The following is a 13,131-nucleotide window of genomic DNA, read 5'->3' as shown; positions in this document are numbered from 1 at the left end:
AATAAAAATTGACGGAATCAATCAAACCTTTTTTATGCAATTTGATTCGGGTTCGTCGACAACAGTTTTCTACAAAAAATCATTAGAGTCGATTGCTAAAAAGTTTCAAAATCAGCTAAAAATTGATACTAAAAACAATGAAATTTCAAGTTCTTTTTCAATCGGAAACATGAAAATTGTTTCCAATACTTTTGAAGTTTTGAATTATGGAGAAGAAATCAGTTTTGATAATCCAAATGCTGAAAATAGTATTGGAACAATTGGAACCGATTTATTAGAAAAACGAATTACGGTTTTAGATTTCAAAAACAATCAATGTTCATTTATAGAGAAAATTCAAGAAAATGATTTTTCTGATTTTGAATTCAAAAAACGCAAAATTTTAATTCCCTCAATTATAGAAAATGAAAATCTAAAACTATTATATGATTCTGGAACAAGCGGTTACGAACTGATAACTACAAAAGAAATTTGGCAGCAATACAGACTTAAAAACAGCGTATTAAAAACCGAAAAAGGAAATTCTTGGGGAAATACATTGCATGTTTATTCTGCTTCCGCGAAAAAGAAAATACAATTTGATAAATTGATTTTGAACCTTTCTGAAGTTACGTATATAGAAGGCACTTCAGACCTTCAAAAATTCTTAATGAAGCGTTCTGGAATGCAGGGAATGATTGGCAACAAACTTTTCCTCAATCACAAACTTATTTTGGATTGTAAAAACGAAAAAATTAAATTAGAATAAAAGTAAAATTTTGCAATACTAAACTGTTTTAAGAATTGATTTTAATGATGTTTTTAACATTCTCAATAAAACTTTCGGTGTCTTTAATTTCTTGTTTTATCAGCTGGTGATGTTCAGACAAATTGTGCTGTTCCATCATATCCTTTTTAAGATATTTAATCATCGATTCTAGACTTCTCACATCGTTTTGATCTTGTCTTTTTAATTCGCGTTGTTTGCTTTCCAGATATTTTAAAGTCTCTTTTAACTTTTGAACGTTTAATTTCCCCAACCTATTATTTTTAATAATTTATAAAAAAACAATAGCCAAAAATGCGGTAAGATTCAATATGCTCCAAAAACCAATACCATTCGAATTTACCTCATTCCTAGCCATTGTTACCGATATCTACGTGCAAATTGATTTTTTGGATTTCAGTTTTTTCAGTTTTTTTAAACAATTCTTTTTAAACAAAACAAACACCTGTTTTTCAACACTTTAATCAAACAAATAGAAGAGAGAAAATTTTTATTTTTTGTAATGAAGACAAATTGCTTATCAAAAACACAACTTTCAGAGCATCAAAAAGTTACCTAAAATCAGCTAAAATTGTGAATATCTATTTAAAGTTTTAACTGTTTATTTTGCAGTATAATCTATCTTTGACATCCTTAAAAATTAAATAAAGAGATGAGCGCAATTTGGTACGAATGCAAAGTAAAATATAGAAAAACAGATGAAACTGGAGGACAAAAAGTTTTAACCGAGCCTTATTTGGTTGATGCTTTATCTTATACAGAAGCTGAAAAAAGAATGACTGAAGAAATGGCTGCGTACACTAGTGAAGAATTTAAAATCACAGCTATTAAAGTGGCAAATTATGCCGAAATTCATCCTTTTGAAAATGCAGACAGATGGTTTAAATCTAAAATCACTTTAATTGCTTACGATGAAGAAAGTGGAAAAGAAAGAAAAACAAGCATGTATATGCTGGTTCAAGCAAATGATGTTCGCGAAGCTTATGACAACACGCTTCATATAATGAAAAATACAATGGGAGAATATTCTATTCCTGCTATTTCAGAAACGGCAATTATGGATGTTTTTCCTTATTTCAGCGGTGAAGAGGGCGAAACAGAAATGTTGGAAAGATTTAATACTTTAAAGGCTTCTAAACCAGAAAAACCAGAAGCAGAAATGATTGACCATATGGAATTTGAAACTGCTGTCGAGGAATAATATCCTAAAAAACATAAAAACGAAAAGCTTCAGAATAATCTGAAGCTTTTTTTATTTTGGCCAATTTTAATAAAGCATTTTTGCCAATGGTGTTACTGCCGAAGCTGATTTGGGCAATAAAGCTGTTAAGGCATCAAATTGTGTCGGACTAATATTTTTTTTCATTTTGGATATAAAAGACTCTCTTGTGGTAGTCATTTTAGAAGTATAACTTGCTTTGTCTGTAGCCATTGTAGGCAAAATATTCTTCTTTTTATTTAGAGTTTCATTTACCAATGAATTTACAACCGGTTTTTGAGCATCGGTTAATTTCAATTTTGGAGAAAGTACTCCCATAACCTGATTCGCGATACTAGCAGCATCAAAAGCGGGTACTGCCGTTGTCGATGCTTTACTGGCCGCTTTTGTAACGTCTCCTATGCTTTGTGCATTTGCAAGTGAAATTGTCCCTAAAAAGACAACTAAAATCAATAATTTCTTTTTCATGGTATTTGCTTTTAAAGTTATTTGCTTCATACTAAAGGTAATAAAAATGTTAGTCCAATTCACATTTTAAAACCTTAAACACTTAAATATCTGAACTTTAAACCATTTAATCCCGAAATATTTCAGATGTTCAAAAATCAAAATAAGTTCTATCTTAGCTACAGAATCATCCGTTGATTTAAAACCACTTGCAACCTAAAAGTCAAACGAACCCAAAAGCCAAAATCTACATGACCAAAAAAAACCTGATTTTATTCGGATTTATAATTCTAAAATTCATTCTGCAATATGTCTTAATCAGTCCCGAATATGATTTGCAGCGCGACGAATATCTACATCTGGATCAAGCAAATCATCTGGCTTGGGGTTATTTATCTGTTCCTCCGGTTACGTCTTGGTTTTCGTATACTATTCTTTTGCTTGGAAATTCGGTTTTCTGGGTAAAGTTTTTTCCTGCTCTATTTGGTGCTTTAACGCTTTTAATTGTCTGGAAAACTATTGAACTTCTCAAAGGCAATCTTTACGCTTTAATACTCGGAGCTTTGTGCGTTTTGCTTTCATGTCTACTGCGATTAAACATGCTCTATCAGCCAAACTCGCTCGATATTTTATGTTGGACCGCACTTTATTACGCTTTAATTCAATATCTGACTTCAGAAAATACAAAATGGCTTTATTTTGGCAGCGTAGTTTTCGCTTTTGGTTTCTTGAATAAGTACAATATCGTGTTTTTATTACTCGGATTAGTTCCTGCTATTTTGCTTTCTAAGCAAAGAAAAATGCTAGCAAAAAAAGAATTTTATTTTGCTCTAATTTTAGGATTGGTTCTAATTCTACCCAATTTGTATTGGCAATACAGCAATCATTTTCCAATTGTGCACCACATGAAAGAATTGGCGAAAACGCAATTGGTAAATGTAGATTTAGGTGATTTTCTAAAAGAACAAATTCTATTTTTTATTGGCGGATTATTTGTGATTCTAGCTGGACTTTATACGGTTTTATTCTATCAGCCTTTCAGAAAATATCAGCTCTTTTTTGCATCATTTGTTTTCACACTTTTAATTTTTATCTACTTCAAAGCAAAAGCCTATTACGTGATTGGATTGTATCCTATTTACCTTGCTTTTGGAGCCGCTTATATTTCAGAAATGATAAATAACGGATGGAAACGTTTTTTAAAACCTATTTTCATTCTGATTCCGCTATTGCTTTTTATTCCCATTTATCATGTTGCTTTTCCAAATAAAAGTCCAGAATATATGGTTGCACATTCAGAACCGTACAAAAAACTGGGACTGCTTCGTTGGGAAGACGGAAAAGATCATCATCTTCCTCAGGATTTTGCCGATATGCTAGGTTGGAAAGAATTGGCTAGAAAAACAGATTCGCTTTATGCCTTGCTCCCAAATCAAAAAGAAACTATTGTACTTTGCGATAATTACGGACAAGCCGGAGCGATTAATTATTATTCTAAAAAAGGAATTAAAGCTGTTTCTTTCAATGCCGATTATCTAAATTGGTTTGATCTTAGCATTAAGTATAAAAATCTTATTCGTGTTAAAGATTTTGAAGAAAACGAGAAAGAAATGAAAGAAACAAGTCCGTACTTTGAGTCGGCCGTTATTGGCGGTCAAGTCACAAATCAATACGCTAGAGGATATGGCGCTACAATTTTTGTTTTCACGAATGCAAAAATCGATATCAACAAGAGATTAGAACAAGAAATCAACGAAGAGAAAAACAAAATCGTAAATGATTAATTTTAAGGATTTATCTTATTTGCAAACTGGAAATACTAAACAGCAAGCTGCATTTATTGTTTTAACCCAATATAAAGTTCTGGAAAATCTTGCTGCATTTGATCCTATTTTGGTTGGTACGATTCCGATAAATATTGATATCGAAAACAGCGATTTGGATATTATCTGTTACTGGAAAAACAAATCTAATTTTATTGATAAGGTAAAAAAACTGTTTGAAAAAGAAGATCATTTTAACATTCGAGAAGATCTCATTAATAATCAAGAATCTGTTATTGCAAATTTCTTTATTGATCCTTTTGAAATCGAAATCTTTGGACAAAATATACCAACCGAACATCAAAATGGCTATAAACATATGGTAATCGAACAGCAAATTCTAAGCTCAAAAGACGAAAACTTCAGATTGGAGATCATAAAACTAAAAGAAAGCGGCATAAAAACCGAACCTGCATTTGGCTTGCTATTAGGCTTAGAAGGAAACGTTTACAAAGAATTATTGAAATATAAAGTATGAGAAAAAACGTTGTTTTTAAAAATTATAAAAAATAAAGTACTAAAATTATTTGCATAACCGTATTTAGTGTGTATCTTTGCACCCGAAACATCGCGGGATAGAGCAGTAGGCAGCTCGTCGGGCTCATAACCCGAAGGTCACAGGTTCGAGTCCTGTTCCCGCTACTAATTGGGACAAAGAAGAAATTTTCTTCTTTGTCCCTTTTTTATTTAGCCCTATCAGCCTGTTAATACTGTAGATCAGATGCACTACTTCGTTTACTCTAGCGGTTCGAAACCCGTTTTCTGAAATCGTAAAATTCTCAGGAAAAATCGAACCTAATAAATCCCTCGATTCAATCCAATTTCCGTTTTCGTAATATTCATTAAGCTTCATCAGGTTATCCACTCCTGCTTTTAAAAGCTCTTCAATATCTTTATTTTCATCGTCAATGCCAGCTAATTTCAATTCGAGCCTTCTTACCATCTCTCCATAATCTGACTTCATCTCTCGGTAGTCTGAAGCATCTATCTGTTTTGTTGCAAGAAGATCTCTTGCATTTGAGATTCTTGTTTCATAATCCTTAATCTGGCTTATGATTTTAATTTTCTCTTCCAAGACATCTTTAATCTGTTCTTTATAACAGTCTCCTATGACATTGGCATAGATGTTTTTGATTTCAGGAATTGGCACATATTTTTTCAGATTCTGTATAAATATCTCATTGGCTGTTTCCGAATTAATCCTGTATCTGCAACCTGCACTGCAATGATAATACGGGTAATACTTATGTCGTCCTTTAGATATGCTTCCAGTCAATATTTTCCCGCAGTCAGGACATATAAAAAATCCTCTCAGCGGAAAAGGTTTCGCAGAAAGTGCCTTTGGAAGATATTTGCGGGATCTCCCGTCAAGAACATCCTGAACTTTATAGAAAAGCATTTCCGATATTAATGCTTCATGCTGTCCTTTTACCAAAGTCCGTTCCTCATCCTTGTATTTAGGAACTTCGATCTTACCGCAGTAAAGCGGGTTGCGGATCGCTCTCCAAAAATGATTTTTGCCTGCTTTAAGCCCTTTTTCTTTTGCCATGTGAAGCACCTGTTCCGTATTGAATATCCCTTTGGAAAGTTCCTCAAAAGCCCATTTTAAGATAGAGGCTTCTGGCTGATCAAATGCAATATATTTTGTACCGTCTTCTTTAACTCGGTTAAGATATCCGATAGGAGCAATTCCCATATACCTTCCCTCTTTTCTAGCCCTTCTCATTCCGTGAAACGTATTTAAGGCTCTTCGGTCATTCTCCACTTCGGGCGCAGCCAGATAAAAAGCCAGCATCATTTTATTCTCGGGTATTGAAAGATCTAAAGGCTGTTCTATAGCCTGAGGCTCAACTCCCAGTTTTCTGAGCGTACTGATCATCTGGTACGCATCTCCTGCATTTCTGCTGAACCTGTCCCATTTGGTAAACAGGAGAAGATCGGTTTTATTCTTATGCTTCTTTAAATCCGTAAGCAGTTTCTTCCATTGCGGACGGTTGAATGTCTTTGCCGAATGGTCTTCATAAATAACGTGTCTTATTTCAACTGCATTTATTTCGCAGTACTTGCGAAGCATTTCTTCCTGATTTCTCTGTGAGTAGCCCCTGTCTGCCTGCTCATCTGTACTCACTCTCACGTATAGGTCTGCTATTCTTCTCATCTTTTTTCTTTAAATAGTTTGAAACTGCCATGTTTGCCAGTTTTCTTAAAAATTCTAAAATCATTCCCGCCTGTTCCAGCGTCACTTCCACTCCTTCATCTTTCAGCATTTTTCTGGTCTTTTCTGCCGTCATTTTTCCTCTTTCTTCTCTTCCATCTTTCTCCATTTGAAATTCCTCTTCATTAAAAAAAGACCGAATCTCGGTCTTTTTTGTTCCACAATCACTGTCCGCTCTAAAGTTAAAAAACTTTTTTCATTTTATCCTGATCAAAATATGGTGGGGATAATACAAATATAAAACCTAATCCCTTGAGGATCATAAGCAAAATTTACCTATCATAACTTCACTCAAGTTTCATATTCATACAAAGTTAATAGGTCTTTCTCTGATTGTCATGGACATAATATGTACATCAAAACGCAAATCATGAATTGGAATCTACATTACCTTCATCTTTCATATCACTGTATAAATAGCTGATTTCGTTTATAAGCTCAAATTCATCTATCGGGAACAGCTGAAGCGTTACTCCCAATATAAGCCCTACATCAATGTTCTGGTTTAGAACGGTAGGCGGAACTTCCGCACTGTCGTTGTCCAGAGCGATTATGCAGAGCTTCATCAGGTTTCTTATAATTGAAAGAAGTTCGCAATAATCATGTATTCTGATCTCTGCATTATACATGCCTCTTTTATCCTCTGCTGGTTTTAAAGTATTAAGCAGTCTATTGCTTAACATTCCGATTCTTTCCAGTTTCATAATTTCATCTGTATCCATAATCTTTATCCTTAAATTAATTTGCCGAATCATTCTGTCCAATTTTTTTCACAAGCCCGCCTTCAACAACTGCAAGATGGAGTTCATCCATAAGCTTCTCCGCAATTACTCTCATTTGATTAATTTCTTCCGCAGTCAATCTTGATGACCAGTTGAACACAGCTCTGTTTCTATCCAAGAAAGAAAAAAAGCCAGTCCAGAACTCTTCTGTCAAATAAGTATATTTACTCATATCAGGTTCTGCATAGATACAAAGTTCCCACAAGGTCTGGCTTGGCAGATAATTCGGCATATAATACGTTTTTGCAAAAATGTAGGTTCTGCAGAATGACATGAAAAATAATGAAAAGATGGTGGTCAGCCCGCAGTAATTGCCATCAGCATTATTGGCGATCACAGAAAACTGGCGGAAACTCTGTTCTGTCCATCTGTAAAAAAAGTCTATATCGCCATGATATGGTCTGTGGGGAGATTCCCAGTGAAAATCTGGGTGATTCATGTTTGATGAATAGATTAGAAAATCTTCCTTTATTATCTTTTGAAAGAAGTTTTGGTATTCGTAGAGATTATTCTGTATCCAGCAACGGCTGTGGCTGATCAGAACAAAAGAAGATCTGCCTTCTGTCCTGCTTTTTATGGTGTTAGTGATTGATTTTAATTTTTCATTTCCCAGACTATCACCAATTATCAGAAGATAATAAGAAGTTTTTGAATGGTTTACAGCCTTATTGTAGAGATAAATCTGTTCTGCATCAGCTGAATCTAAAATAGTCTGGACAGCGGTTTCAAGAACTTTATCTTTAGGCTCTGCATCATATAAAACTTCCTGCTTCAGCGCATATCCTTTTTTTATCAGTTTTCTAAACTCATAAAATCTGTCCCCAACAAGCCTGTAAAGGCTTTCTTCAGCATTTTCTACAGCCTGAAACATTTCATTTCTGTACATCGCTTCCTCATCGCTGGAAGCTTCTTTTGCCTGCTCAAAAAGATCAATAAGATAATACCCGCCCTTAGCAGTTTTGACAAAATATTTTTGGATTAGTGGAATGTAATGGATAATATTATTTATCCTTTCATTCAGATCGGCAGAGTCTGATCTATTTCCTATATATAATTCTTCCAGCCATTGGAGATCATATTCAATAAGCCTGCTGTAAGATGTAAAAACACTGTTGGAAGAGCCTTCTGAAATGAGATTTTTAATCTGCCATTTATGAAGCTGATGATCATGATGGAAATTGTTTTCAAATTCATTAAATCTCTTCTTGAATTTCTTCCATTCCACCGTTTTAAAAGCAGAATCTGCAAATTCATTATTCTGATAGATAACCGCAGACTCACGGCAGTAGAATGCTTTGAACGGATCACCTAAAGAATAGTGATGTCTAATTTTTGAAGAAAAAATAAATAATACATCAATGTGAAGGCGTTCTTTAACTTTTCTAACCCATTTGGCATGCTGATGTTTCTGCGCATCTATACTGCTCTCAATGTTGATTATAAGTTTTGAAAATGTCGAAGAGTCTGCTCTTGTAAAAAACATCTGGACGATCTTATATTTACCCGCAAGTTCTCTTAATATGTTTTCCAGATACTCGTTTTCGAGTTGTGGAAAAGTAAGTTTTTCTAAAGTTTTCATAATGTTTATTTTTTGAAATTGATATTGCGGTTATCTACTCGACAGAGGATAAAATATCATCTCGATGTTTCTCTTTTTTAATCTTTTCAATGCCCCTTTCCATAATGAGCTGTCCTGCATCGAGCATTTTCACTAAATGCACATAAGGAGTGATAATGTCATAATCTGATTCTACTGCGTGGGGAGATAATGAAAGATGCACGATTTCACAGAGGAAGGATTCAAACTGATCCAGTGATTTCTCTTCGAATGCATTTTGAAATGCTTTAAAAGGATTTCTGTACTCTGCTTTACTTAATGAAGCTAGATGGACTAATGAATTATAATCGCCTGAGTTCTTCACAATCCATTTTCTGCTTTTCCTTTTCAGACAGTGGCAGACTTTTAAAAAAGAGCTTAAAGCTGTATAAATGACAAAGACATGGCAGGGGTTATCCTGTCTGCAAATCTCACTTCTGTAGCTGTGCATCACTAAATCGTTTAAAGTCTGCTTGTACTCGTCAAGATGTGAAAAATCAAAAAAAGCATGCAGGGCATCATATGGATTTCCTGCCTCGTAAGCTGACCAAAAATTAGTTCCAAAGGATAATTTATTCTTTTTCATAGCGGAAATATTTAGAATTCAAAAACGAAGTTCCTGCCTTTCAAAAGGATAAACTATTCAGAAATTGGATATAATATCTGACAAAAGGGATATTTTACGGGATATTTTTCTATCTTTGGTTTTCAGACTTTTTAATCCAAATGGCTTTATCTTTGAGCCTTTAGAAAACTAACACTCATTATGGAACAGAAAATTCATCAGGGAAGAAACGTTAAACGTTTTAGGGAAATGCTTGGCATCAAACAGGAAGCACTTGCTTATGATCTGGGGGAAGACTGGAATCAGAAGAAGATTTCTATGCTGGAGCAGAAAGATGTAATTGAAGATAATCTGCTTAAGCAGATTTCTAATTCTTTAAAAATTCCAGTTGAAGCTTTCCAGAACTTTGATGAGGAACAGGCAATAAATATTATCTCAAATACGTTTGAAAATGGTGCTTTCTTAAACACGGGTCATTCGGCAACATTTAATGTCAATCCGATTGATAAATTGATTCAGCTTCACGAAGAAAAAATTGCACTATACGAGCGCATGCTGAAAGAAAAAGATGAAATGATGAAAAGGCTCGAACAACTAATCAAATAAATAATTTCAAAATCAATAAAGAAAAATAGCTTTTTCAGAAATATATTAATTCAAACAAAAAGAGACCAGAAGGTCTCTTTTATATTTTTAAAATACTTACTAATTATAAGCATGAAAACTAATTAAGATTTATTTTGTTATTTAATGCAAAACGTTTTATCTGTTCTTTGATATCTAAAAAGTCTTTAGAAAAATACATTTTGATAAAGTTTTCAGCTTGACTCCACTCTTCAAGAACAACAACTAACTCTTTATCCTGATTTTCGCCATAAATGTACAGCATAGTCATATCTTTATGAATTTTGAGTACATATTCTTCATGAATATGACCAATCCAGAATACACTATTTTCATCATACCTTTTTCTAATTTCCTCAACAGCATTAACAGCGTCAGAAATTTCCGCATTATCAATCGAGACTCCCCATCCCTTTTCAATCCAAAATTCAGTCATAGTCTCATACCTTTAAATTCAATATCGGCTTATATTTAAGAAAAAAAACTCTTCCTTATTTCAAATATATTAAAAAAACTTCTTAATACATAGATATCCAACTACTTAAAAAAAATGTTTTCAAATATGCCTTATTTTCTGCATCAAATAAAATTAAAAGAAAGGGGAATAATTAAAATCTAAGAGAGAAAAAAAGCAAAGCAAGTTATTGGACACAGCCAGAGAAGTGCGCATAACATTTTTCTTCGTTCCTCAAAAAATGCCCTTCGGGACTTATAGCACTTCACCTGCCTGACTGTCCAATTGAAGACTGCTTTCTTTTTTTTCTTTTTCTTTTTTTTTAATATTTATTTATTGTAACAGCCTACAGCCATCATGCACATATTTTACGCATGATACATTCAAATATTTTCTCTAAATTAGAAGCCTGCTTTTTAAAAATCTCCAAAGATTGCAACGTTCCTGCAATCAGCAAGATGAACGGTTGTTTAACAACCGCCTATCTTGCCACCCATTGCCTCGGAACTCGGCGGTGGAGAAACTTAAAAGCAAAGAGTTTGATAACAATGAAAATGAAAGATGATGAAAAGAGAAAATTCAAACAGAACACGAATCGTGGGACTGCGATTCACTCCTTTGGAGTATGCCGAACTGGAAAAAAGATTTAGAGCAAGCACCTGCCGAAAATTAAGCGACCACATCAGAAGCCACTTATTCAACAAACCAATTGTAGCTACCTACAGAAACCAATCTTTAGACGAACTGATGGAAGAGACAGCTGTGCTTACTTCCGAATTGCGGGCAATCGGCAATAATATCAATCAGATTGCCAGAAAAATAAACACGCTCAAAACAGTTCCCGATTTTAAAGGGCATCTTTATCTGTTCGAAATCCAGAGAAAAAGGCTTTTTGATAAAATGGAAGAGGTTTCAGGCCACACCCAGAAAATAGCAGAAAAATGGTTGCAGTTATAAAAACAAGCTCGTCAATAAGAGGCATTCTCAATTACAACGAAAATAAAGTTGAGATTGGAAAAGCGGAATGCATCAGTGCGGTAAATTATCCGCTGGAACTGGAAAAACTGAATTTCACTTCAAAATTAAACCGTTTTCTGAAACTGGCAGAACTCAATACCAATGCGAAGCGGAATTCGGTGCATATCTCGCTCAACTTTGATCCATCGGAGAATCATTCGAAAGAAAAACTGGCTGAAATTGCAGACACCTATATGGAAAAACTCGGATTCGGCAGACAGCCTTATCTGGTGTACCAGCATCATGATGCGGGGCATCCGCACTGCCATATAGTGACAAACAACATTCAGAGAAACGGAAAAAGAATCGATCTGCATTTACTGGGAATCAGAAAATCAGAGCCTGCCCGAAAAGAAATTGAAGAAATGTTCGGACTTGTAAAAGCCGAAGGAAGAAAACAGAAAGAACATTTTTCATTAAATCCGATAGATGTCGGCAGAGTCCAATACGGAAAAGCAGAGTCCAGAAAGGCGATCAATTCAGTTTTAAACAAGGTTTTATTTGATTACAAATATTCAAGCCTGCCTGAACTCAACGCGGTTTTAAATCTTTATAATGTCCATGCTGACAGAGGAAGCGAGGAATCGAGAGTTTTTAAAAACAATGGACTGCTTTACAAGATACTTGACCCGAATTCGAAACCGATAGGCGTGCCGATAAAAGCCAGCGAATTCTACAGCAGACCCACCTTAAAATTTCTGGAAGAAAAATTCAGGATAAATGAGACAAAGAAACAATATGGCAAAAGCCACGTTAAAAATGCTTTGAGACAGGCTTTTTCCGATGAAAGAATGACTTCTGTCGAGAGATTATCCGAAAGGCTCAAAGAGCAAGGCATTAATACTATTTTAAGAAAAAGCAGTGAGGGAAAACTTTATGGAATTACTTTTATCGACTTTAAAACACAGTCGGTTGTCAATGGAAGCAGTCTGGGAAAAGAATTCAGCGCAAAAGGAATTCAGAAAAGCTGTGCAATGAACATTCTTGCACTTGAAAGGAAATACCAAAAATCCAATTCTACCGCTTCAGAAAAATTTCAAAATCTCGAATCGCAAGAGTATGTAAAAGAAAATCTTTCTGATATACTGCTCCGAGGAGAAAAAATAGATGATTATGTTTCTAAACAGTTTAAACAAAAAAAGAAAAAGAGACCTTCTAAGGGATTATAAAAAGTTAAGTATATGAAATACTCTTTTAAACATCTCGAATTATTGCATCTCAAGTATAATTTTACACTACGCAAAAAGACGGGAGATTTTCAGTGGACATTTTTTTATAACTCCATGTACATTTTAAAATACTATATAGCTAAATTTACACACAAATACAGTGTTTTATTACACCGAAATACAGTATATTGCATCCCTTAAAGCTTTTATTTTAGAAAGTTGTAAACTATTTATAATTAATTGACTATGAATAGAATTAAAGAGATATTGGAACAGAAGGGTATTAAACAGACGTGGCTTGCAGAGCAACTTGGCAAAAGCTATAACATTGTTAATGGCTATGTGCAGAATAGACAGCAACCACGTTTAGAAGTACTATACGACATTGCAAAAATATTGGATGTTTCAGTAAAAGAATTATTAATTGAAATTAAAGACGAAAATAATTGATTG

At 34.1% G+C, this 13,131-nt stretch carries 16 protein-coding genes and 1 tRNA gene; 9 read left to right on the top strand and 8 right to left on the bottom strand.

The features are described 5' to 3' along the window. On the top strand, positions 1–748 hold a 748-nt coding region (locus tag B3J44_RS23735; RefSeq protein ID WP_286971965.1), incomplete at its 5' end, for a hypothetical protein. 28 nt (positions 749–776) lie between these two features. On the opposite strand, the gene B3J44_RS23730 is transcribed toward B3J44_RS23735, so the two are convergent. After that, positions 777–1,019, bottom strand: coding sequence for a hypothetical protein (locus B3J44_RS23730; protein ID WP_286971963.1), 243 nt, complete (start codon positions 1,017–1,019; stop codon positions 777–779). Positions 1,020–1,418: 399 nt separating this feature from the next. Here B3J44_RS23730 and B3J44_RS23725 point away from each other — a divergent pair, with 399 nt between their 5' ends. After that, a complete protein-coding gene (locus B3J44_RS23725) occupies positions 1,419–1,967 on the top strand; it encodes a DUF4494 domain-containing protein (protein ID WP_198857599.1) in 549 nt (182 codons plus the stop codon). 66 nt (positions 1,968–2,033) lie between these two features. Here the strand turns inward: B3J44_RS23725 and B3J44_RS23720 are convergent, their stop codons facing one another. Next, the gene (locus B3J44_RS23720) at positions 2,034–2,453 is read right to left on the bottom strand and encodes a hypothetical protein (protein WP_286971961.1); all 420 of its coding nucleotides are present in this window, start codon (positions 2,451–2,453) and stop codon (positions 2,034–2,036) included. Between the two features lie 230 nt (positions 2,454–2,683). On the opposite strand from B3J44_RS23720, the gene B3J44_RS23715 reads away from it, so the two are divergent. The 3 genes from B3J44_RS23715 (at position 2,684) to B3J44_RS23705 (ending at position 4,897) form a co-directional block, all read left to right on the top strand. Beyond that, positions 2,684–4,216: a glycosyltransferase family 39 protein gene (locus B3J44_RS23715; RefSeq protein ID WP_286971959.1), complete on the top strand. Its 1,533-nt coding sequence runs from the start codon at positions 2,684–2,686 to the stop codon at positions 4,214–4,216. Next, positions 4,209–4,733, top strand: a complete 525-nt coding sequence (locus B3J44_RS23710) for a DUF4269 domain-containing protein (protein ID WP_286971957.1) — start codon at positions 4,209–4,211, stop codon at positions 4,731–4,733. The genes B3J44_RS23715 and B3J44_RS23710 overlap by 8 nt, the downstream gene beginning before the upstream one ends. Before the next feature lie 91 nt (positions 4,734–4,824). Beyond that, positions 4,825–4,897: transfer RNA gene (locus B3J44_RS23705), tRNA-Met, on the top strand. Here B3J44_RS23705 and B3J44_RS23700 read toward each other — a convergent pair. The 5 genes from B3J44_RS23700 to B3J44_RS23680 form a co-directional block, all read right to left on the bottom strand. After that, positions 4,857–6,413, bottom strand: a complete 1,557-nt coding sequence (locus B3J44_RS23700) for a recombinase family protein (RefSeq protein ID WP_286972011.1) — start codon at positions 6,411–6,413, stop codon at positions 4,857–4,859. The genes B3J44_RS23705 and B3J44_RS23700 overlap by 41 nt on opposite strands. After that, positions 6,370–6,579 carry a hypothetical protein gene (locus tag B3J44_RS23695; protein WP_203418222.1) on the bottom strand — a complete coding sequence of 70 codons (210 nt, stop codon included), beginning with the start codon at positions 6,577–6,579 and terminating at the stop codon, positions 6,370–6,372. Before B3J44_RS23695 ends, B3J44_RS23700 begins: the two co-directional genes overlap by 44 nt. Before the next feature lie 259 nt (positions 6,580–6,838). Continuing rightward, positions 6,839–7,192, bottom strand: a complete 354-nt coding sequence (locus tag B3J44_RS23690; RefSeq protein ID WP_286971953.1) for a hypothetical protein — start codon at positions 7,190–7,192, stop codon at positions 6,839–6,841. Between the two features lie 16 nt (positions 7,193–7,208). Then, on the bottom strand, positions 7,209–8,831 hold the full coding sequence (locus B3J44_RS23685; RefSeq protein WP_286971951.1) for a hypothetical protein: 1,623 nt from the start codon (positions 8,829–8,831) through the stop codon (positions 7,209–7,211). A gap of 34 nt (positions 8,832–8,865) precedes the next feature. Then, positions 8,866–9,435: a hypothetical protein gene (locus B3J44_RS23680; protein WP_286971949.1), complete on the bottom strand. Its 570-nt coding sequence runs from the start codon at positions 9,433–9,435 to the stop codon at positions 8,866–8,868. Between the two features lie 180 nt (positions 9,436–9,615). Here B3J44_RS23680 and B3J44_RS23675 point away from each other — a divergent pair, with 180 nt between their 5' ends. Then, on the top strand, positions 9,616–10,020 hold the full coding sequence (locus B3J44_RS23675; RefSeq protein WP_286971947.1) for an XRE family transcriptional regulator: 405 nt from the start codon (positions 9,616–9,618) through the stop codon (positions 10,018–10,020). A 118-nt stretch (positions 10,021–10,138) separates the two neighbouring features. Here B3J44_RS23675 and B3J44_RS23670 read toward each other — a convergent pair whose 3' ends face one another. Next, positions 10,139–10,474 (bottom strand): hypothetical protein, encoded by a 336-nt coding sequence (locus tag B3J44_RS23670; RefSeq protein ID WP_286971945.1) that lies wholly within the window; start codon positions 10,472–10,474, stop codon positions 10,139–10,141. 579 nt (positions 10,475–11,053) lie between these two features. On the opposite strand from B3J44_RS23670, the gene B3J44_RS23665 reads away from it, so the two are divergent. From B3J44_RS23665 to B3J44_RS23655, 3 genes are all read left to right on the top strand, one after another. Beyond that, complete coding sequence (locus B3J44_RS23665; protein WP_286971943.1) at positions 11,054–11,449, top strand: plasmid mobilization protein; 396 nt, start codon at positions 11,054–11,056, stop codon at positions 11,447–11,449. Further along, positions 11,434–12,678, top strand: a complete 1,245-nt coding sequence (locus tag B3J44_RS23660) for a relaxase/mobilization nuclease domain-containing protein (protein ID WP_286971941.1) — start codon at positions 11,434–11,436, stop codon at positions 12,676–12,678. Before B3J44_RS23665 ends, B3J44_RS23660 begins: the two co-directional genes overlap by 16 nt. A gap of 246 nt (positions 12,679–12,924) precedes the next feature. Beyond that, positions 12,925–13,128, top strand: a complete 204-nt coding sequence (locus B3J44_RS23655; protein WP_286971938.1) for a helix-turn-helix domain-containing protein — start codon at positions 12,925–12,927, stop codon at positions 13,126–13,128. The last annotated feature ends 3 nt before the right edge of the window (positions 13,129–13,131 follow it).

The sequence above is a fragment of the Flavobacterium sp. UBA4854 genome (assembly GCF_002399805.1).
GTDB lineage: Bacteria > Bacteroidota > Bacteroidia > Flavobacteriales > Flavobacteriaceae > Flavobacterium > Flavobacterium ginsengisoli.
The sequence above is the reverse complement of the archived record's forward strand: the minus strand, read 5'-3'. Positions and strand labels throughout refer to the sequence as shown.

What these genes read in the sequence shown, in the direction of transcription:
- B3J44_RS23725 (WP_198857599.1), top strand. Translation starts at nt 1,419, where the DNA reads ATGAGCGCAATTTGGTACGAATGCAAAGTAAAATATAGAAAAACAGAT.
- B3J44_RS23720 (WP_286971961.1), bottom strand. Translation starts at nt 2,453, where the DNA reads ATGAAAAAGAAATTATTGATTTTAGTTGTCTTTTTAGGGACAATTTCA.
- B3J44_RS23715 (WP_286971959.1), top strand. Translation starts at nt 2,684, where the DNA reads ATGACCAAAAAAAACCTGATTTTATTCGGATTTATAATTCTAAAATTC.
- B3J44_RS23710 (WP_286971957.1), top strand. Translation starts at nt 4,209, where the DNA reads ATGATTAATTTTAAGGATTTATCTTATTTGCAAACTGGAAATACTAAA.
- B3J44_RS23700 (WP_286972011.1), bottom strand. Translation starts at nt 6,413, where the DNA reads ATGAGAAGAATAGCAGACCTATACGTGAGAGTGAGTACAGATGAGCAG.
- B3J44_RS23695 (WP_203418222.1), bottom strand. Translation starts at nt 6,579, where the DNA reads ATGGAGAAAGATGGAAGAGAAGAAAGAGGAAAAATGACGGCAGAAAAG.
- B3J44_RS23690 (WP_286971953.1), bottom strand. Translation starts at nt 7,192, where the DNA reads ATGGATACAGATGAAATTATGAAACTGGAAAGAATCGGAATGTTAAGC.
- B3J44_RS23685 (WP_286971951.1), bottom strand. Translation starts at nt 8,831, where the DNA reads ATGAAAACTTTAGAAAAACTTACTTTTCCACAACTCGAAAACGAGTAT.
- B3J44_RS23680 (WP_286971949.1), bottom strand. Translation starts at nt 9,435, where the DNA reads ATGAAAAAGAATAAATTATCCTTTGGAACTAATTTTTGGTCAGCTTAC.
- B3J44_RS23675 (WP_286971947.1), top strand. Translation starts at nt 9,616, where the DNA reads ATGGAACAGAAAATTCATCAGGGAAGAAACGTTAAACGTTTTAGGGAA.
- B3J44_RS23670 (WP_286971945.1), bottom strand. Translation starts at nt 10,474, where the DNA reads ATGACTGAATTTTGGATTGAAAAGGGATGGGGAGTCTCGATTGATAAT.
- B3J44_RS23665 (WP_286971943.1), top strand. Translation starts at nt 11,054, where the DNA reads ATGATGAAAAGAGAAAATTCAAACAGAACACGAATCGTGGGACTGCGA.
- B3J44_RS23660 (WP_286971941.1), top strand. Translation starts at nt 11,434, where the DNA reads ATGGTTGCAGTTATAAAAACAAGCTCGTCAATAAGAGGCATTCTCAAT.
- B3J44_RS23655 (WP_286971938.1), top strand. Translation starts at nt 12,925, where the DNA reads ATGAATAGAATTAAAGAGATATTGGAACAGAAGGGTATTAAACAGACG.